The organism is Streptococcus sp. ELY_86 (genome assembly GCF_058314495.1).
This window is the reverse complement of record NZ_JBZFUK010000003.1, coordinates 197,068-214,075: the sequence shown is the minus strand read 5'-3', so window position 1 is coordinate 214,075 and position 17,008 is coordinate 197,068. Positions and strand designations below refer to the sequence as shown.

The window sequence follows — 17,008 nt, the reverse complement described above, 5'->3', positions numbered from 1 at the left end:
ACTATGAAAATAGTATCATATCACCCTTAATCTGTCAATTTACGGCAGGAAAAGCAATGTTTTTCAAAAGCCTGTCAAAGCTGTCAGATTTATGCTAGAATGACAGTATGATACATTTTGATACGATTATTATCGGCGGCGGACCTGCCGGTATGATGGCTGCTGTTTCTGCTGGAAGTTACGGGCAAAAAGTCCTCCTCATCGAGAAAAACCGCAGGCTCGGCAAAAAGCTCTCCGGTACCGGCGGCGGCCGCTGCAATGTCACCAATAACGGCAGCCTCGATGACCTGATGGCAGGCATCCCAGGCAACGGGCGCTTTCTCTACAGTGTCTTTTCCCAGTTTGATAATCATGATATTATCCATTTTTTCGAGGAAAATGGGGTAGCCCTGAAAGTTGAAGATCATGGGCGCGTCTTTCCAGTAACGGATAAATCACAGACAATCATCCGCGCTCTGGAGGCAAAAATTCAAGAAACCGGCGGCACTGTGCTGACTAATACAGAAGTCACCTCAGTCAAAAAAAGAGATGACCTCTTTCAGGTCAAGTCAAAAGACCAGACCTTTACCTGTCAAAAACTGATTGTCACAACAGGCGGCAAATCCTATCCCTCAACCGGATCAACAGGATTTGGCCATGAAATTGCCCGCCATTTCAACCTTAGTCTAACGCCTCTCGAAGCAGCCGAAAGTCCTCTGCTGACAGATTTTCCTCACAAAGCTCTGCAGGGGATCTCACTTGATGATGTGACACTTAGCTGCGGCAAACACCAAATCACGCACGATTTGCTCTTTACGCATTTTGGTCTGTCCGGTCCTGCTGCGCTTCGGCTATCCAGCTTTGTTTCCGGCGGCGAAACAGCTCATCTGGACTTTTTGCCGCAGATGACATCTGCTGATCTGCTCAGCTATTTTCAGGAAAATCGTGAAAAATCCTGCAAAAATGCTCTTAAAGGTTTGGTTCCCGAACGTATCGCCGACTTTCTGACTGCCGAACTGCCCGACAAAATTAAACACCTGTCCCCAAGCCAAACACAAGAACTGGCAGACAAGCTCAAAAAACTGCCGATTAAAATTACCGGCAAGATGTCCTTGGCCAGATCTTTTGTCACTAAAGGCGGGGTTGAACTCAAAGAAATCAATCCTAAAACACTGGAAAGCAAAAAAATTCCGGGACTCTTCTTTGCCGGTGAAGTTCTGGACATCAACGCTCACACAGGCGGGTTTAATATTACTTCTGCACTGTGCACCGGTTGGGTCGCCGGCAGCGTTGCTCTGTGAAAATTAGCTTTTTGCATTTCTTCCACACAAGACGACGGCGATTGGAAATTTCGATTTTTATAGTTAATGGATAAATTTTAAAAAGCTGAGATTCTCTATTGATCTCAGCTTTTTAGCGCTGTCATCAAGATATTCTGCTAAACTGTTTTTTCTTGCAAAGCTGCTTCATTACTGTTTCATTTTATCAAGGAATTTGGCCCTGATATCATCTCTGACAGCCTCTAAACTTTTTAGCTGATTGACCTGATGAATGCCATAAGCAATATTGTAAGCTGACGTCACAAAACGCGGGACGACCTTGCAGCAAATTTCTCCCCCAAAACGATAAAAGAACAAATTATAGGAGCTGCAGCGGCCGCCCGCAAACTCATTGAGGATATAGCTGCTGAGCAGCTGAACACTGTCTGCCAGACAATCCAAGTCACTGATATCAGAAATTCTGACATTAAATTCTGTAAAATCCTGCAAAGGATAGGAAGATATGGTAATTTCAAGCCCATGCTTAGATCCTTTATATATCTCCAAACCAGCAAAAGTTTTCTTATCCAAAGCTGCATAGGCATCTATATTTTTAAAGCCCACAAGCTGCGAATGCGGGTGTCTGAGGCTTCCGCCGGACAAGGGGCCAAAATTACGAAAGAGAACAACACTGCGGTAATCCTTGCAAGCTTCAAGCTCTGCCCATTTTTCAAACAGAAAGTCAAAAAGCTGACGGTTGACTGTTAGATCATAAGCTGAGATGTCTCCTTCATGCCAGTCGGACTCAATGATTAAGGTTTGATAGCTGTCTTGCAAGACAGGAAATTTATTTTCCACCCAAATCATGTCTTTTTTACTGTCTAAAATTTTGCCCAGCTCCGTCTGATCACAAAAGGGACAAGTGTCCTTGTTACTGGGTTTTTGGCTGGCAATATTGGAATTAAAAGTAAGCTTACGGTAAGTCATGGCAATGTTTTCCTCTCTGACTTGTTTATGAGATTATTCTAGCATAATTTTTGGTGATTGAAGCAAAAAGAACCGGCTTTTCGCCGGAACTTGTTCAAAAATCAGCTATAAATAATTTGCCTGCTGCTTTACTGTATAGAATTATTAATGCAGCTGTCATAGGCAGCGTAAGTTTTCTCATCAAACAAGACCCATTCGATGAGATCAAAAGTATCCGGATGTTCTCGGATATAACTGCTGACCTCGGCACAGGCAATTTGAGCAGCCTTGTCAACCGGGAAGTGATAAACTCCTGTTGCTATTGACGGAAAAGTAATCCGGCGAATCCCATATTGAGCTGCCAGCTTCAAAGACTCACGATAGCAGGAGGCAAGCAGGTCGGCTTCCTTTTCTCTGCCGCCGTGCCACACCGGACCAACCGTGTGAATAACGTAGCGGCAAGGAAGATTATAAGCCTTTGTCAGCTTGGCCTGACCGGTCTTGCAGCCGCCAAGCTTTTTACATTCTTCCAGCAGTTCTTTGCCTGCAGCCCTGTGAATAGCACCGTCTACACCCCCGCCTCCCAATAAGGTCCGGTTGGCTGCATTGACAATAGCATCAACATTTCTGATCTTGGTAATGTCTCCTTGGATAATTTTCAGCATAAGCAGTACCTCAATAATGATTCTCCGACAAATCGTTCATTTATATCCTCTTGGCAGTCTGCTGTCTATTAAAACAGCAGGCGAACCGCAGCCATAGCCGCAATTCCTGTTAAAACAGCATAGAGTAAATTTTTGGACTTATAGGCAATATAAAAAGCAGGAAGACTGGCTAACACTTCCAGCCAGTGCACGTGCGGTAAGTGTCCGATTTTTTCATCAAGAAGGCTAGAAAAAGTCAGGGCAAAAAGGATAGATACCGGCAGATATTTCAAAAAACGCACCACAATATCAGGCAGACCCTTATATTTGACCAGAATAAAAGGAGCAATCCGGGGCAGCCAGCTGACCACAAAACCTAATAAAATAGCGGTTAAGACATAAGAATCAAGACTCATCCAGCATCACCCCCACTCCGCAGCCAATCAAAGTTGAGCAGAGCACTGCCAAAGCTTCTGAAATCAGCATCGAAAGCAGCAAAAAGCTTCCTGCAACTGCTGAGAGAACAAGAAAAATTTTTTTGGTGCCTTCTGTCAAAGCCATGGCATCAAACTGACTGACCAAAAGCCCGATAAACATGGCAATCAGAGCAAAATCAAGACCGAAATTTTCCGGATTTGGAATGGTGTTGCCCAGTAAAGTTCCTGCAACGCTAGCCGAAACCCAGGCTGAGTAGCTGAGAAGATTGTTGCCGTGCATCCAGCTTGTTTGAATATTTTTGTTATGGACATTTTCTCCCAGCAAAACGCCGTAGCTTTCATCAGTAATCAGTGTGCCAATGCCGATATTTTGCCAGAGGCTGGACTTGGTGAAGATGGTTGTTGCATGCAGGCTCATGAGCATATTGCGCAGATTAACCAAAAAAACAGTCAGTGTAATTGTTCCTAAATCCGCACCTGAAACAAACATCGCAACCATAGCAAACTGAGCAGAGCCTCCGTAAATCAAAAGGCTCATCAGCCCGACTTCCAAAGGAGACAGACCGGCAGCAGCTGCCACAATGCCAAAAGCAAGGCCTATGGAAATGTAACCTAAAGCTGTCGGCGCAGCATCTTTCATTCCTTCCCGAAATCCTTTTTCTTGCATCAAATCCCTCACATTTTCTATAATATTTTCATTATAGCACACAAAAATGCTCTTGAACACGGGAACAAGAGCATTTTTATCTGTTTGCTTTTATAAATTGTCTGCTTCTATCGCCTCAATCAGATCCAGCCTTTTTTGATGGCGGCCGCCCTCATATTCTGCCGTCAGCCAGCTATCTACAATCATCTTCGCCAGTTCAATCCCTACGACACGCGCTCCAAATGCAAGAACATTGGTGTTGTTATGCTGGCGGGAAAGCTTAGCTGAATAAGGCTCACTGCAGATAACACAGCGCACACCCTTGACCTTATTGGCTGCGATACCAATACCAACGCCTGTCCCACAGATTAAGATTCCTTTGTCAACCCGGCCCTCAGCAACCGCTTGAGCAACTGCCCTGCCCGACTGAGGATAATCAAAACGTTCCCTACTGTCTGTTCCAAAATTAACGACTTCATAGCCGTAGGCTTCTCTGATGTAATCACTGATGGCTTTTTTGTAGCTAACAGCAACATGGTCATTGCCAATTCCGATTTTCATAATTTTTGCAGCTCCTTTATTAATTCCTGATAGCTTTTTTCTTTGCCAAAAAGCGCACTGGTTCCCAAAACAAATCCATCACAGCCCATTTTTGACAGTTCAGCTATGATTTGCGGACTGCAGGCACCGTCAATGATGATCTTGTAATGATAGTTTTCTTTCATATCAAGCAAAACTTTGATTTTTTCTTTGACTGTTGGCAGAAATGCCTGACCGGCAAAGCCTGGGTTAACTGTCATTACCAAAAGATAGTCGCACAGCCCCAAAACTTCCTTTACAGTCAAGGGATTCGTATCAGGGTTAATAGCCAGACCGGCCAGCTTTCCTCTGCTTTTGATGTAGGCCAGCGTCTTTGAAACATAGCGCTCACTCTCAGGATGAATGTAAATCAAATCAGCACCGGCATTGATGAACCAGTCAATCTTACTGCCGGGATTTTCAATCATAAGATGACAGTCCACTATTTTATTGGTATGCTGCCGGACAGCGTCAATATCCATGACTCCCATTGCTATATTTGGCACAAAACTGCCGTCCATCACATCGCAGTGAAAACTATCTGCCCCGGCCAGATCAAGCTCTGTCACTTCTTTTTTGAGGTTCCCAAAGTCAGCACACATCATACTTGGACACAATAATTTTGCCATACTACTCTCCTTTCCAAAGGATAACTAAGGATAATCAAACACCGACCTGGCGGCAAAGCAGTGGTTTGATTGTCAAAGTGTATAAAAAATCCAATTCCCGAAAAATATCAGAAATTGGATCTTGACCATTACTAAGCAGCTATCATTTTACCTTTAAAGAGACAATATCATTAATGGAAGCATCAAACTGATCAGAAATCACTGTCAGGTGCTTCAAATCAAAGGCTTTAACATTGGAGGTCTTGTGGAATTTTGAGCTGTCACACAGCAGAAATAACTGGTTGGAATGTTCCTTAACAATCCTCTTTTTAACAGCTTCTGCCAGTGTCGGTGTTGTTCCGCCGCTGGCTTTTGACAGACCGTTTATCCCTAAGAAAGCCTTGTCAAAATACAAATTTCCTAAATTTTCCTCGGTCAGGCTTCCTTTCAAAGAAGATGTTTTGGGATTGTATTCACCGCCCAGCAGAATAATTTTAGCTGCAATCGGTTCATGAAAAGCCAAAATATCCGTGTTGGTCGTATAAATCGTTATCTTCTTGTCAAAAATCTGCTCAAAAAGAGCTGAGCAGGTCGAACCTGAATCCAGATAAATCACATCACCGTCTGTGATTTCTCTGGCAGCCAGCTGAGCAATTTTCGCCTTTTTATCACTGTTGAGAGTGCTTTTTTGCGAAATCGGTATCTCTCTGACTGTCGAATTAAGCTTCACCGCTCCTCCTGACAAAGCTTCAATCTTGCGAGCTTTCTCCAATTCTTTTAAATCCCGTCTCAAGGTTGACATTGATACGCCGCTGATCAATTCTTGCAGCTGGTCAATTTTTACAATTTCCTTATCTTCAATAATTCTTAATATCTTTTGCTGTCTCTCATATGGAATCATTATAGTCACCTTCACTTTATAGTAATAATGATACCATATTTACCCTACATTTTCATTTAGGCTAATTTATCTTCCCTCGTCGTGAAAATATAGCCTAAAATACCGCCGACAACTACCGAAATGGCAAGGCCGATGATTCCATTGATAACATTGGCATTGCCTGCAATGAAAGCTGGAAAAGTTGTTACACTGCCGAAAACAAAGGCATTCGTCACCACTTTGGTAAGGCCTAAGTACGCTCCGCCGACAGCACCGCCGATAATTTGAGCCAGAAACAGTTTTTTATTTTTGACCAAGAGACCAAATAACGTTGGTTCAATGATAGCCGATAAAGCAATCGTTACCACACCGGTCAGAGCAAAATTTCTCAAATTTTTGTCTTTTCCTTTGAGGTAAACGCCGATTGCTGTTCCAATAACGGCAAAATTACAGGCAAAGGTAAGAGGACAGATATAGTCAAAACCATTTTGAGAGATATTATTGATCATAATCGGATTGACCGCCCAGTGAATACCAAAGCTGACCAGCACACTCCAGCCGCCGCCGATGACAATTCCTGTCAGAAGGCCGCTTCTTTCAATCAGCCAGTTGACGCCATTAGCAATCAATTCGCCGCCATATACACCCACTGGTCCAATAACAATAACCGTTAAAGGCACCATAATTAAAAGAGAAATCAAGGGAACAACAACCAGTTTCAGTGTTTCAGGGATATGTTTATCCAGCCATTTATAAAGATAAGAATAAGCCCAGATGGTTAAAATGATTGGAACAACCGTTGAATTATAATTCATCAAAACAACCGGAATACCAAAGAAATTGGTCATTGCCCCATTCCCTGTTTTTCCCAGCAAGGCGATAAAATCAGGATGCAGCAGTGCAGCCCCGATCAAAGCTGAAATATAAGGGCTGGCACCAAAACGCCGGGCAGAGGTAAAGGCCAGCAAAACAGGCAGGAAGTAAAAGACGCTCATTGATGCAGCAAATAAGATAGCGTAAGTTCCGCTTTTTTCACTGACCAGACCCAGCTGCACTGCAAGAATAAGCAGACCTCTTAAAATACCGGAGCCTGCTAAAGCCGGCAAAAGAGGAGCAAAAATACCAGAAATAGCTGAGAACACTTTACTGATGAGGCTGCCGCCTTCTTCTCCTCCTTCATCCAAGCTGTTATTCTCATTTCCCTTAACCAGAATTTCAAATTCATCGTAAACATGGGGAACCTCTGTACCAATCAGGATCTGATACTGGCCGGCCTTGTTGATGACATCCACAACACCATCAACATTTTTAACAGCTTCATCATCTGCTTTGGAGCTGTCTTTTAAATTTAAACGCAGTCTGGTTGCGCAGTGCGTCATATTCAAAATATTTTCAGAGCCGCCGATGTGATTTAAAATCTCTTTGGCTGTTTTTTTGTAATCGACCATTTTATTCTCCTTTAATTGATGGAAAGTTTAATTTCCCTTAAAAAACTCAAGCATCAGCTGACTTGCCGCTACCGCGTCATTCTTATCAATAACAGACTGTATGTACTCCAGTCCTGTTTTATCAATCAAATGTTCCAGATACTGAATCATCTGTATATTTTGCTCGCATTCCTTTGATGCATCCTCAATAACGGGGAAGGTATCAAAATAGATAACCCCGTCATACTGGTGCTTCTTCAGATAATAAAGCAGCTCAAGCGTCTTAAAAGGTGAAGAAGTCCCAATCATAAGCCCGTCATCATTAAGACCGTAGCCATCATTGAGGTGGATACCGTAAAGCTTATTTTGGCTGCCAAAAAGATCCGCAGCAAAAGCCGGATTCTCGTGCTTCATCAGCATGTGACAGTAATCCAGTGTTACACCGACGTTTTTTCTGTTGACATCATGCAGCATCATACCAGTCACACCCATGCTGTCAATAAAGGCATAAGCCCGTGGCTGAAAAGGCTTGTATTCAATGCTGATATGCAAGTCAGGTGCATAGTCTGCAATCGTCTGATAGGCAGATGTCAGCTGCTGCCAAACTTTTTGATAGTTTATTTGAAAACTGTAGTCAAAGCCATCAAAACCCAGCCAAATGGTGACAACTTTCCCGCCTGCCTGACGGCAGTAATCAGCAGCATCCTTACACAGCTGCAGAGCTTCCTGGGCAACCTGAGGGTCTGCATTCCCCAATTCACCATTGATAAAGTCTTCCCTAAAACGCAAGGCAACTCCGTTTAAAGCTAAATTATTGTCCGCCAGCAGGGACTTCATCTCTTTTGCTTCATAGCCTTTGACATGCTCCGGATAGTTGAGGTCAACATATTCCAGACCCAGCTCTTTGAAACGTTTAAAAACCTCCTTGATATCATTGTTATTGACAGGTAAAAATGAATTGATGCGTGTTGCTAATTTCATAATATTTCCTTTCTGTGTAGCTACAACTGTATTATAATCTTTTTGTTAAGCGTTTTCAATCATTTTTTATCATTTTTTTTAATATTTTTTCAATTATTTTCGGATTTTTCCGCTTTGAGGCCAAAAAATAGAAGTAAGACTAAAACAAAACCTTTAAAAATTCCGTTTTAGTCTTACTTCTTGATGACACATCTATTCTAAACTGTCAAAAGCTAAGCTTGGCCGAGCATTTAAATCCAAATCTGCAAAATGCCCTTTCTGATATTCTACAGCAGCAGCATAGGCTATCATGCCGGCATTATCTCCGCAAAGCCGCAAGGGCGGGATAATAACATTAACATCTGATATTTCCTCTTTCAGACGTTCCCGCAGTCCCTGATTAGCCGCAACTCCTCCTGCTACCACCAGCGTTTTGACAGGATATTGCTCCAAAGCTTTTTTCGTTTTTGCCAAAAGAATATCTAAGACAGCAGCCTGAAAAGATGCACACAGGTCTTCAACAGGCAGCTCTTCTCCCTTTTGTTTGGCATTGTGATGAAGGTTAATAAAGGCCGATTTTAATCCGGAAAAAGAAAATTCCAGATTGTCTTCCTTAATCATCGCTCTTGGAAAATCATAGATATCCTGCCCTTTATGAGCCAGTTCATCAATCTCACGCCCTGCAGGATAGCTCAGCCCCATCACTCGTCCGACCTTGTCATAAGCCTCTCCTACCGCATCATCCCGCGTTTCCCCGATAATCTTGTACTGGCCTGCTTTTGCTACATAGACCAGCTCGGTATGGCCGCCCGATACCAAAAGCGCCAAAAGCGGATACTGCAAATCAGCAGTGCTCTGGGCTGCCATCAAGTGCCCTGCCATGTGATTAACCGGAATTAAGGGCAAACCGTGCGCCCAAGCAAAGGCCTTGGCTGCTGACATTCCAACCAGCAGTGCTCCAACAAGCCCCGGGCCGTAAGTCACCGCAACAGCTGACAAATCTTCTGCTTGAATACCAGCCTCTTTTAAAGCATCTTCTATGCACAAGGTAATAACCTCTACATGATGCCGGCTGGCAACCTCAGGTACGACGCCGCCAAAGCGCTTGTGACTTTCCACCTGACTGGCAATAACGTTACTTAAAAGCTGATTGTCATTTTTTAAAACGGCCACACTGGTCTCATCACAAGACGATTCAATGGCTAAAATATATCTGTCTGTCATTATCTTACTTTCTTTTTTTACCTTGTTTAAAAACCTGCAAAGCGTCCTTCCCGCTTCATCAAAATAGCATCTTCAGATGGATTGCGATAGTAGTTTTTTCGCTTGGCAACAGCTTTAAAGCCAAATTTTTGATAAAGACTCTGCGCAGCCTGATTGGAAGCTCTAACTTCCAAAAAGACAGGCAGCTGTTCATCTTTTATGAAGGTGCTCATAAGCTGACTGCCCAGCCCTTTCCCCTGATAAGCATTCTTAACAGCAATATTAGTGACTTCAAGCTCCCCCACTAAGTGCTGTATGGATAAAAAACCAACAATCTCCCTGCCTTCATAGGCAAAAAAGTAATCCGCCTCTGCTCGGTTCATATCCGCCAAAATCTGATTTTGACTCCAAGGAGACTGAGTATAAACATCCTCTAAAATGGCAAAAACAACCGCGGCTGTTCCCAGATTCTTTTCATCTCTCATCATTATACCCGCTTGATGTAAGAATCCGATGTTTCCTTATGATCTTTGAGCCATTTCTCTTCTGCTTCCACCCGCTTCAGATAGTTAGGAACAAAAGCGTTGGCATCAACTGCTGGCAGGTGCTGACCGACCTTACCGATTTCAAGAGCAGACGGAAGCACTTCAATTACCCGAGCCTGCGGGAAATTCTGTAAAATTTCCTCATGAAAAGCTGCCACTTCTCCGGCAAAGGTCAGTTGTTCTTTCCCCTGCAAATGTTCCAAAACATCTTGAAATGCTGCATGCTGGTCAGCTTCTACTGCTTTGCCATTTTCATAGAAACCAACATAGACATTGCGGCGTCTGGCATCCATGATAGGAATAACCAAGCCCTTCGAGTGACTGCTGAGAGCAAGTGCCTGCAAACTGGAGACGCCCACTAGGTCAATAGCAAGTGCATAAGCCAGCGTTTTAGCGGTAGCTGCAGCCACACGCAGACCCGTGTAGGAACCGGGTCCTTCCGCAACCACAATACGGTCTAAATCGGCTGGCTTCAAATCTGCTGACTGCAGCAGAAAATCAATCGCAGGCATCAGACTGACACTGTGATTTTTTTTAATATTTAAGGTCATAGATGCCAAAAGATGCTCCTCCTCTAAAAGAGCAACGGACATCGTTTTACTTGACGTATCAAATGCTAAAATTTTCATAACTTTTCCTTTATTTCTTCTCATCCCAGAGCAAACGGCGCTTGAGTTTTTCTTCGTAAGAGCTGCCTGTAATATAGGATTTTAAGGCTTGATTGAGTATTTCAATTTCTGGATAGTCTTTCTCTAATTTTTGATCAAAGACACTCTCGCATTCTTCAATTTTAGGAAGCAATTTTTGACCTGCCATCGTTAGAGATAAGAGAGAACTGCGGCCATCACTGGCAGATTTTTCTTTAGTTACCAAGCCCTTTTTAATAAGTGATTGCACCAGCCTACTAGGGCTCTTTTCTTCACAGATAAGCAAATTTCCTAACTCTTTCAAAGACAAGGGAGCGTGCTTTCCTAATACAACAATAACTTCTCCCTGATTAGGCGTTATTCCCAAAGGATCCAGCAGCCTGCCCAACTCCTTTGTTGCACGTTTTTCAGCACTTCTAAATAAATACCTAAATTGAGAACCTTTTAATGACATTATGTACTTCCCTTTTAAAAATCAGATTAATCTCTTTTCTATTTTACACTAGTTTAGCTAAATTGTTGACAATTAACTATTAAAAATAGAAAATATCTACAAAATAGATGACATGTCATCTATTTTGTAGATAACTAGTTTTATAAGTCATTCAATTAAGAAAAGGAAGCTATTATGACAGATATCAATACTGCTGCATCAAAACATCAAAGAACTGTTAAACACGCCTTTGTAACCGGCGCTACAGGACTTTTAGGCAATAATCTTGTTCGTGCTTTGCTTGATCAAGGTATAAAAGTCACTGCTTTAGTGCGTTCCGAGGAAAAAGCTAAGCTGCAATTTAGGAATTTACCAATCCGATACGTCAAAGGAGATATGCTTGATCCGGAAAGCTACCGATCCTACTTAGCCGACTACGACAGTCTTTTTCATACAGCAGCTTTCTTCCGAGACAACCACAAGGGCGGAAAACATTGGCAGGAACTTTATGATACTAATATTACAGGAACTATTAATCTGATGCAGGCTGCTTATGACGCCGGTATCCGTCAAATAGTGCACACTTCGTCTATTGCCGTACTAAAAGGTGAACGCAATCAGCCCATTGATGAGACTATGTCACAAAATCCTGATACTAAGCTCAATTACTACCGCAGCAAAATTTTAAGCGAGAAGGCTGTAAATGATTTCCTTAACAAGCATCCCGATCTTTTTATTTGCTATGTTCTACCCGGTTCGATGTATGGTCCGGGAGATATGGGACCAACAGCTACCGGACAGCTGATTTTGGACTACATGCAACAAAAATTACCGGGTATTATCACCAAAGCCAGCTACAGTGTCGTTGATGCCAGAGATGTTGCCGCCATTCATATTTCAGCCCTAAAATACGGACGCAGAGGTGAACGCTATTTGGCAGCGGGGCGTCATATGACTATGGAAACGATTGTCAAAACCTTGGAAAAAATCACAGGCATTCCTGCTCCAAAACGCCATATTCCAAGTTTTCTGGTTCAAATGTTAGCACAATGGAATGAGCTTTATCACAGGGTAACGGGTAAGCCTGTTCTAGTCAGTAAAGAGGTAGCAGACATTACAGCCGAAGAATATCTTCGAACATATTTTAACCATGAAAAAACTGAGCAGGAACTTGGCGGACATTTCAGACCCTTTGAAGAAACCTTGTTAGATGCTGTCCGCTGGTACCGCAATTACGGCTATTTGAACTAATATTAAAAGGAGCTTTTCTATGGAAAACTTAAGACCTTTAGATCACTCAAACCTTCTCCTATCTCCTATCGGACTAGGAACTTGGCAATTCAGCAATCAAGGAAAAAACTGGTGGAAAACAGTCACCAGTCATTCTGTTTATGATATCATTAAGATTTCTTTGCAAGGCAGAATTAACTGGCTTGATACCACTGAATACTATGGGCATGGCAACTCAGAAAAATTTATTGGCAGTACTCTAAAACTGCACCACTCATCCCTCAGTAACACCACCTGCAATAGCTCCGAAAGTATCCATTCCTTCGCCATTTCAATAACTCTAAGATAAGACAAAATTCTTCTTGCTTTGAGTAGTAAAACGACTTGACAGCTGTTCATTTTAACTTGTCGCCTAAAAACTCAAGAATGACAGCACGAGGGAGCTATGATTCTCTCTCGTGTTTAGCTTATTTTGACACCCTTTACAGTTGACAAAGAGTCAAAATGATGTACTTCATAACTATTTTATAAAGTACAAAATTATTGACCTTAGTTATCTGAGCCCTTTACTGCAAAAAAGGCAAGTAGATTGACAGCTGTAATTGCGATAAAAGATAAAACTGCAAACAGTTTACTATAGGACCAAAAAGTTATCGCCCATATTATAGCTACTACTAGAAATAGGAATAGCGTATACCATCTTCTAAACTTAGTATTAAATAACATATCAGTTCCCGTGCTTATTCTTCGAATGCATAGGCTGCAGCTGATTCAGCGCATTGCTCACCAAAACCAAGTGCAGTACCTGTTGCTACAAGACCTTCCCCAAGATTCCCACCATCAGTACTCAGCAGACAATCCATGTCCGCCACTTCAAAGTTATCAACTGCCATCGAATCCAAGCTTACTGTGGTCATAAAAAGTTTTCCTTTAATTATGCAATCATTATAACGCTTAAAATTTAATTAAACAACGAAAATCTGAAATTATTTTGTATTTTTAACACAAATAATAATCATTTGAAAATAAACAACAAGCTTTCTGATAATTATTAGTTACTTTTCTTCGTAAGTAACTAAGTCAATTTTGCTATTTTCACAAGACGGTCACTGACCAAGGACAAAACCCACTTCTCTTCACTATCAAATCCTGCGATAATGATTTCCATGACGAAGAAAACCTGCTTAAGAAAGAGCGCATTGCTCAGCTTTTTTCTACTAATGTTAAAATTATTCAAAACAAGGAAGTCTTCAGCTATTCTGTCGACAGCATCCTGCTGTCATGCTTCTCAAAGTTTCTTTTTGGTGTATAACAGTCTTGCATCTCAGACTCTTTCTAATTGTTCTTGTGGTGATTACAATTCTATCTCTCTGAGATGTTTTTTCATACTTTCAACTGGCTAACTTCATTTTAGAACTTTCAACTTGAATTTTAACATCTGACGGATTGAGAATTTTATCCTAATGCTTTTACTAACGTCTTAAATTATGGTATAATTTTAATAATTGCAACGAATTAAGATTAAATCTATTACTCATAAAAATTTCATAATATCCTGTCAAATATAGCAAGGTTCTGTATTTGACCGATTTTTTGTAGTTTGGATTAATCATGATATAGCAGAAAGGATTAAAATGATTTACAAAGTTTTTTATCAAGAAACCCAAGACCGCAGTCCGCGCCGCGAACAGACAAAAGCTCTCTACCTCGATATTGATGCTAAGGATGAACTTGAAGGACGCATCAAAGCCCGCCAAACAGTTGAGGAAAAAACAGCTTATAATGTTGAATTTATTGAGCTTCTTTCAGACAGCCACCTGGAATACGAAAAAGAAACAGGTGCCTTTGAACTGACGGAGTTCTAAGATGGCAAATATTAATTTAAAAACCGAAGAAGTCGGTGTTTATGCTATTGGCGGACTGGGAGAAATCGGTAAAAACACCTATGGCATTGAATACCAAGATGAGATTATCATTGTTGATGCGGGGATTAAATTTCCCGAAGACGATCTCCTTGGTATTGACTATGTGATTCCAGATTATTCTTATATTGTGGACAATATTGACCGCATCAAGGCGCTCGTCATCACACACGGTCACGAAGACCATATCGGCGGCATTCCCTTCCTTTTAAAGCAGGTCAATATTCCTATTTATGCAGGTCCTTTGGCACTTGCATTGATTCGCGGGAAATTGGAAGAGCATGGCCTTTTGCGCGACGCTAAACTATACGAAATTAACCATAACACTGAGCTGACCTTCAAAAACCTCAGTGTCACTTTCTTTAGAACCACCCACTCTATACCGGAACCCTTAGGAGTTGTTATCCACACCCCGCAAGGAAAAATCGTTTGTACCGGGGATTTCAAATTTGACTTTACACCAGTTGGTGAGCCGGCAGACCTTCACCGTATGGCTGCTCTTGGCGAGGATGGAGTGCTCTGCCTTTTGTCAGATTCGACCAATGCAGAGGTTCCGACCTTTACTAATTCTGAAAAGGTTGTCGGGCAGTCCATCATGAATATCATTGAAGGCATTCACGGACGGATTATTTTTGCCTCTTTTGCCTCCAATATTTTTCGTTTGCAGCAGGCTGCCGATGCTGCTGTCAAAACGGGACGTAAAATCGCCGTCTTTGGCCGTTCCATGGAAAAGGCCATCGCAAACGGAATTGAATTAGGCTACATCAAGGTCCCTAAGGGAACTTTTATTGAGCCCAACGAAATCAAGGAATACCATGCCGGTGACCTTATGATTATGTGTACCGGCAGTCAGGGTGAATCAATGGCAGCTCTGTCACGGATTGCTAATGGAACACACAGACAGGTTCAGCTGCAGCCCGGTGACACCGTTATTTTCTCATCAAGTCCGATTCCCGGCAATACAACCAGTGTTAACAAGCTGATCAATACTATTCAGGAAGCCGGTGTTGAGGTCATTCATGGCAAAGTCAACAATATTCATACATCCGGACACGGCGGACAGCAGGAACAAAAACTGATGCTGCGCCTGATTAAGCCAAAATTCTTCATGCCTGTTCACGGCGAGTACCGCATGCAAAAAGTCCATGCCGGACTGGCTATCGATACAGGTATTCCTAAAGATAATATCTTTATCATGGAAAACGGTGATGTCTTGGCCTTGACGAAAAATTCTGCCAGAAGAGCCGGACACTTCAATGCTCAGGACATTTATGTTGACGGAAACGGTATCGGCGACATTGGTGCGGCAGTTCTGCGTGACCGGCGTGACTTATCTGAAGACGGTGTCGTTTTAGCCGTTGCAACAGTTGATTTCAAAACCAAAATGATTCTGGCAGGTCCCGATATCCTCAGCCGCGGTTTCATATACATGCGAGAATCAGGTGATCTTATTCGCAGCAGTCAGCGTATTCTTTTCAATGCCATTCGCATTGCTCTGAAAAATAAAGAGGCCAGTATCCAATCTGTCAACGGAGCTATTGTCAATGCACTCAGACCTTATCTTTATGAAAAAACTGAGCGCGAACCCATTATTATCCCTATGATTTTAACTCCTGACAAACAATAAGCTATCAAAAAACACTTAAGCTTCAGACCTTAAGTGTTTTTTTAATAGTATTTTGCAAAAAGAAAAGAGAGGTGGGACAAGGACTTCCAATTAGCAGTGCTTCATTGGTGCTAAAGCACCTAATGAACTGTGCAGGGGTAAGACTAAGTCGGCTAAGCCAACAAGCCTTACTCCCAACCACTGCGTTAAATATGTGATGCTTCATAAATTGAAAGAGTTTGAGACTTTTGTCCCAAACTCTTGAATGTTTGATTTTTAATTGGCATAAATATAGCTGACAGTTCCCGGCGTACCGCTGTTATTAGGGTCAAACCAGCCGCGGTAGTTATCAAGCCATTGTTGATCTTTATAATTGGATTCCAGAACTTGAATTTTCCCATCTTGACCAACAGCTGTTACATAGGCAACATGGCCATAACCGCCATCTGTCCAGCACATGATAGAACCTACTGCAGGAGTGCTGCCGACGCTGTAACCCTGTGCTGCTGCGCTGGCAGCCCAGTCACCGCCGTTGCCCCACCAGTCACCGGCCCAAGTTGCTACTTCCTTAACTCCCCAAGTGCATTGACCAACAGGATAAGTATTGCCATCAGCTGCCGGTGCTGCTTCTGCAGGAGCTGCAGCCGGTGCTTGTGCCTGACTATTGTCTGCAGACGCAGGCGCTGCAGGACCGTTAACGGTTAAGGTTTGCCCTGGTAAAATGAGACTGGTAATGTCTTTCCCGTTAAGTGCCGCTAATTCATAGGCATCCATATTATACTTTTGGGCGACACTAAAAAAGGAATCTCCTTCTTGAAGAACATACTCATCAGCTTTAGTTACTTGATCTCCTAAAAAGCCTGCCGCTGCTGTCACAGCTACTGCCAAGGCAGCCTTTCCTAAAAATTTAGCTGTTGTACTCTCTTTTATCATGACAATATATAACCTCCGAAAAGTGATATAATCATGATAACCTACAAATATTTCAGCTGTTTTAAGCCTAAGTTAAGAAAACAACAATTCTTATCGTCGAAAAA

Annotated in this window: 19 protein-coding genes and 1 pseudogene; 5 read left to right on the top strand and 15 right to left on the bottom strand. The window is 42.3% G+C overall.

What is annotated here, in order from left to right; translation table 11 throughout:
* The first annotated feature begins 107 nt into the window (after nucleotides 1-107).
* The gene (aao, locus tag AC4HAN_RS06555) at nucleotides 108-1,280 is read left to right on the top strand and encodes an aminoacetone oxidase (protein WP_491091784.1); all 1,173 of its coding nucleotides are present in this window, start codon (nucleotides 108-110) and stop codon (nucleotides 1,278-1,280) included.
* 168 nt (nucleotides 1,281-1,448) lie between these two features.
* On the opposite strand, the gene AC4HAN_RS06550 is transcribed toward aao, so the two are convergent.
* The 13 genes from AC4HAN_RS06550 to AC4HAN_RS06490 all read right to left on the bottom strand — a co-directional run bounded on the left by AC4HAN_RS06550 (nucleotide 1,449) and on the right by AC4HAN_RS06490 (nucleotide 11,234).
* A complete protein-coding gene (locus AC4HAN_RS06550) occupies nucleotides 1,449-2,225 on the bottom strand; it encodes a DUF4931 domain-containing protein (protein ID WP_491091783.1) in 777 nt (258 codons plus the stop codon).
* Nucleotides 2,226-2,353: 128 nt separating this feature from the next.
* Nucleotides 2,354-2,869 (bottom strand): O-acetyl-ADP-ribose deacetylase, encoded by a 516-nt coding sequence (locus AC4HAN_RS06545; RefSeq protein WP_491091782.1) that lies wholly within the window; start codon nucleotides 2,867-2,869, stop codon nucleotides 2,354-2,356.
* 68 nt (nucleotides 2,870-2,937) lie between these two features.
* Nucleotides 2,938-3,264, bottom strand: a complete 327-nt coding sequence (locus AC4HAN_RS06540) for an AzlD domain-containing protein (protein WP_491091781.1) — start codon at nucleotides 3,262-3,264, stop codon at nucleotides 2,938-2,940.
* A complete protein-coding gene (locus AC4HAN_RS06535; protein WP_491091780.1) occupies nucleotides 3,254-3,952 on the bottom strand; it encodes an AzlC family ABC transporter permease in 699 nt (232 codons plus the stop codon). The genes AC4HAN_RS06540 and AC4HAN_RS06535 overlap by 11 nt, the downstream gene beginning before the upstream one ends.
* Before the next feature lie 90 nt (nucleotides 3,953-4,042).
* Entirely contained in the window at nucleotides 4,043-4,492 is a 450-nt protein-coding gene (rpiB, locus tag AC4HAN_RS06530) for a ribose 5-phosphate isomerase B (protein WP_491091779.1), read from the bottom strand.
* Entirely contained in the window at nucleotides 4,489-5,139 is a 651-nt protein-coding gene (locus tag AC4HAN_RS06525; protein ID WP_491091778.1) for a ribulose-phosphate 3-epimerase, read from the bottom strand. The genes rpiB and AC4HAN_RS06525 overlap by 4 nt, the downstream gene beginning before the upstream one ends.
* 142 nt (nucleotides 5,140-5,281) lie before the next feature.
* A complete protein-coding gene (locus AC4HAN_RS06520) occupies nucleotides 5,282-6,019 on the bottom strand; it encodes a DeoR/GlpR family DNA-binding transcription regulator (protein WP_027975842.1) in 738 nt (245 codons plus the stop codon).
* A 56-nt stretch (nucleotides 6,020-6,075) separates the two neighbouring features.
* On the bottom strand, nucleotides 6,076-7,446 hold the full coding sequence (locus tag AC4HAN_RS06515; RefSeq protein WP_491091777.1) for a PTS transporter subunit EIIC: 1,371 nt from the start codon (nucleotides 7,444-7,446) through the stop codon (nucleotides 6,076-6,078).
* A gap of 27 nt (nucleotides 7,447-7,473) precedes the next feature.
* Nucleotides 7,474-8,406 (bottom strand): sugar phosphate isomerase/epimerase family protein, encoded by a 933-nt coding sequence (locus tag AC4HAN_RS06510; protein ID WP_491091776.1) that lies wholly within the window; start codon nucleotides 8,404-8,406, stop codon nucleotides 7,474-7,476.
* 192 nt (nucleotides 8,407-8,598) lie between these two features.
* Nucleotides 8,599-9,609, bottom strand: a complete 1,011-nt coding sequence (gene tsaD, locus AC4HAN_RS06505; protein ID WP_491091775.1) for a tRNA (adenosine(37)-N6)-threonylcarbamoyltransferase complex transferase subunit TsaD — start codon at nucleotides 9,607-9,609, stop codon at nucleotides 8,599-8,601.
* Between the two features lie 26 nt (nucleotides 9,610-9,635).
* Entirely contained in the window at nucleotides 9,636-10,076 is a 441-nt protein-coding gene (gene rimI / locus AC4HAN_RS06500; protein WP_491091774.1) for a ribosomal protein S18-alanine N-acetyltransferase, read from the bottom strand.
* Nucleotides 10,076-10,762, bottom strand: coding sequence for a tRNA (adenosine(37)-N6)-threonylcarbamoyltransferase complex dimerization subunit type 1 TsaB (tsaB, locus tag AC4HAN_RS06495; protein WP_491091773.1), 687 nt, complete (start codon nucleotides 10,760-10,762; stop codon nucleotides 10,076-10,078). The genes rimI and tsaB overlap by 1 nt, the downstream gene beginning before the upstream one ends.
* Nucleotides 10,763-10,772: 10 nt before the next feature.
* Nucleotides 10,773-11,234, bottom strand: a complete 462-nt coding sequence (locus AC4HAN_RS06490) for a MarR family winged helix-turn-helix transcriptional regulator (RefSeq protein WP_027975836.1) — start codon at nucleotides 11,232-11,234, stop codon at nucleotides 10,773-10,775.
* A 174-nt stretch (nucleotides 11,235-11,408) separates the two neighbouring features.
* On the opposite strand from AC4HAN_RS06490, the gene AC4HAN_RS06485 reads away from it, so the two are divergent.
* Nucleotides 11,409-12,464: an SDR family oxidoreductase gene (locus AC4HAN_RS06485; RefSeq protein WP_491091772.1), complete on the top strand. Its 1,056-nt coding sequence runs from the start codon at nucleotides 11,409-11,411 to the stop codon at nucleotides 12,462-12,464.
* A gap of 19 nt (nucleotides 12,465-12,483) precedes the next feature.
* Nucleotides 12,484-12,711: pseudogene (locus tag AC4HAN_RS06480) on the top strand (aldo/keto reductase); the annotation flags it as partial.
* 472 nt (nucleotides 12,712-13,183) lie between these two features.
* Here AC4HAN_RS06480 and AC4HAN_RS06475 read toward each other — a convergent pair.
* Entirely contained in the window at nucleotides 13,184-13,360 is a 177-nt protein-coding gene (locus AC4HAN_RS06475) for a hypothetical protein (protein ID WP_491091771.1), read from the bottom strand.
* Between the two features lie 717 nt (nucleotides 13,361-14,077).
* Here AC4HAN_RS06475 and AC4HAN_RS06470 point away from each other — a divergent pair.
* Together AC4HAN_RS06470 and rnjA are read left to right on the top strand one after the other, a co-directional pair.
* A complete protein-coding gene (locus AC4HAN_RS06470) occupies nucleotides 14,078-14,308 on the top strand; it encodes a DNA-dependent RNA polymerase subunit epsilon (RefSeq protein ID WP_491091770.1) in 231 nt (76 codons plus the stop codon).
* Between the two features lies 1 nt (nucleotide 14,309).
* Nucleotides 14,310-15,992: a ribonuclease J1 gene (rnjA, locus tag AC4HAN_RS06465; RefSeq protein ID WP_491091769.1), complete on the top strand. Its 1,683-nt coding sequence runs from the start codon at nucleotides 14,310-14,312 to the stop codon at nucleotides 15,990-15,992.
* Between the two features lie 255 nt (nucleotides 15,993-16,247).
* On the opposite strand, the gene AC4HAN_RS06460 is transcribed toward rnjA, so the two are convergent.
* Nucleotides 16,248-16,904: a COG3942 and LysM peptidoglycan-binding domain-containing protein gene (locus AC4HAN_RS06460; RefSeq protein ID WP_491091768.1), complete on the bottom strand. Its 657-nt coding sequence runs from the start codon at nucleotides 16,902-16,904 to the stop codon at nucleotides 16,248-16,250.
* Nucleotides 16,905-17,008: the final 104 nt, after the last annotated feature.

Bases quoted from the DNA above. Each gene is read 5' to 3' on its own strand.
- AC4HAN_RS06515 (WP_491091777.1), bottom strand. From the start codon at position 7,446: ATGGTCGATTACAAAAAAACAGCCAAAGAGATTTTAAATCACATCGGC.
- AC4HAN_RS06490 (WP_027975836.1), bottom strand. From the start codon at position 11,234: ATGTCATTAAAAGGTTCTCAATTTAGGTATTTATTTAGAAGTGCTGAA.
- AC4HAN_RS06510 (WP_491091776.1), bottom strand. From the start codon at position 8,406: ATGAAATTAGCAACACGCATCAATTCATTTTTACCTGTCAATAACAAT.
- AC4HAN_RS06525 (WP_491091778.1), bottom strand. From the start codon at position 5,139: ATGGCAAAATTATTGTGTCCAAGTATGATGTGTGCTGACTTTGGGAAC.
- AC4HAN_RS06475 (WP_491091771.1), bottom strand. From the start codon at position 13,360: ATGACCACAGTAAGCTTGGATTCGATGGCAGTTGATAACTTTGAAGTG.
- AC4HAN_RS06545 (WP_491091782.1), bottom strand. From the start codon at position 2,869: ATGCTGAAAATTATCCAAGGAGACATTACCAAGATCAGAAATGTTGAT.
- AC4HAN_RS06460 (WP_491091768.1), bottom strand. From the start codon at position 16,904: ATGATAAAAGAGAGTACAACAGCTAAATTTTTAGGAAAGGCTGCCTTG.
- AC4HAN_RS06540 (WP_491091781.1), bottom strand. From the start codon at position 3,264: ATGAGTCTTGATTCTTATGTCTTAACCGCTATTTTATTAGGTTTTGTG.
- rimI (WP_491091774.1), bottom strand. From the start codon at position 10,076: ATGATGAGAGATGAAAAGAATCTGGGAACAGCCGCGGTTGTTTTTGCC.
- aao (WP_491091784.1), top strand. From the start codon at position 108: ATGATACATTTTGATACGATTATTATCGGCGGCGGACCTGCCGGTATG.
- tsaD (WP_491091775.1), bottom strand. From the start codon at position 9,609: ATGACAGACAGATATATTTTAGCCATTGAATCGTCTTGTGATGAGACC.
- rnjA (WP_491091769.1), top strand. From the start codon at position 14,310: ATGGCAAATATTAATTTAAAAACCGAAGAAGTCGGTGTTTATGCTATT.
- AC4HAN_RS06535 (WP_491091780.1), bottom strand. From the start codon at position 3,952: ATGCAAGAAAAAGGATTTCGGGAAGGAATGAAAGATGCTGCGCCGACA.
- AC4HAN_RS06470 (WP_491091770.1), top strand. From the start codon at position 14,078: ATGATTTACAAAGTTTTTTATCAAGAAACCCAAGACCGCAGTCCGCGC.
- tsaB (WP_491091773.1), bottom strand. From the start codon at position 10,762: ATGAAAATTTTAGCATTTGATACGTCAAGTAAAACGATGTCCGTTGCT.
- AC4HAN_RS06520 (WP_027975842.1), bottom strand. From the start codon at position 6,019: ATGATTCCATATGAGAGACAGCAAAAGATATTAAGAATTATTGAAGAT.
- AC4HAN_RS06485 (WP_491091772.1), top strand. From the start codon at position 11,409: ATGACAGATATCAATACTGCTGCATCAAAACATCAAAGAACTGTTAAA.
- rpiB (WP_491091779.1), bottom strand. From the start codon at position 4,492: ATGAAAATCGGAATTGGCAATGACCATGTTGCTGTTAGCTACAAAAAA.
- AC4HAN_RS06550 (WP_491091783.1), bottom strand. From the start codon at position 2,225: ATGACTTACCGTAAGCTTACTTTTAATTCCAATATTGCCAGCCAAAAA.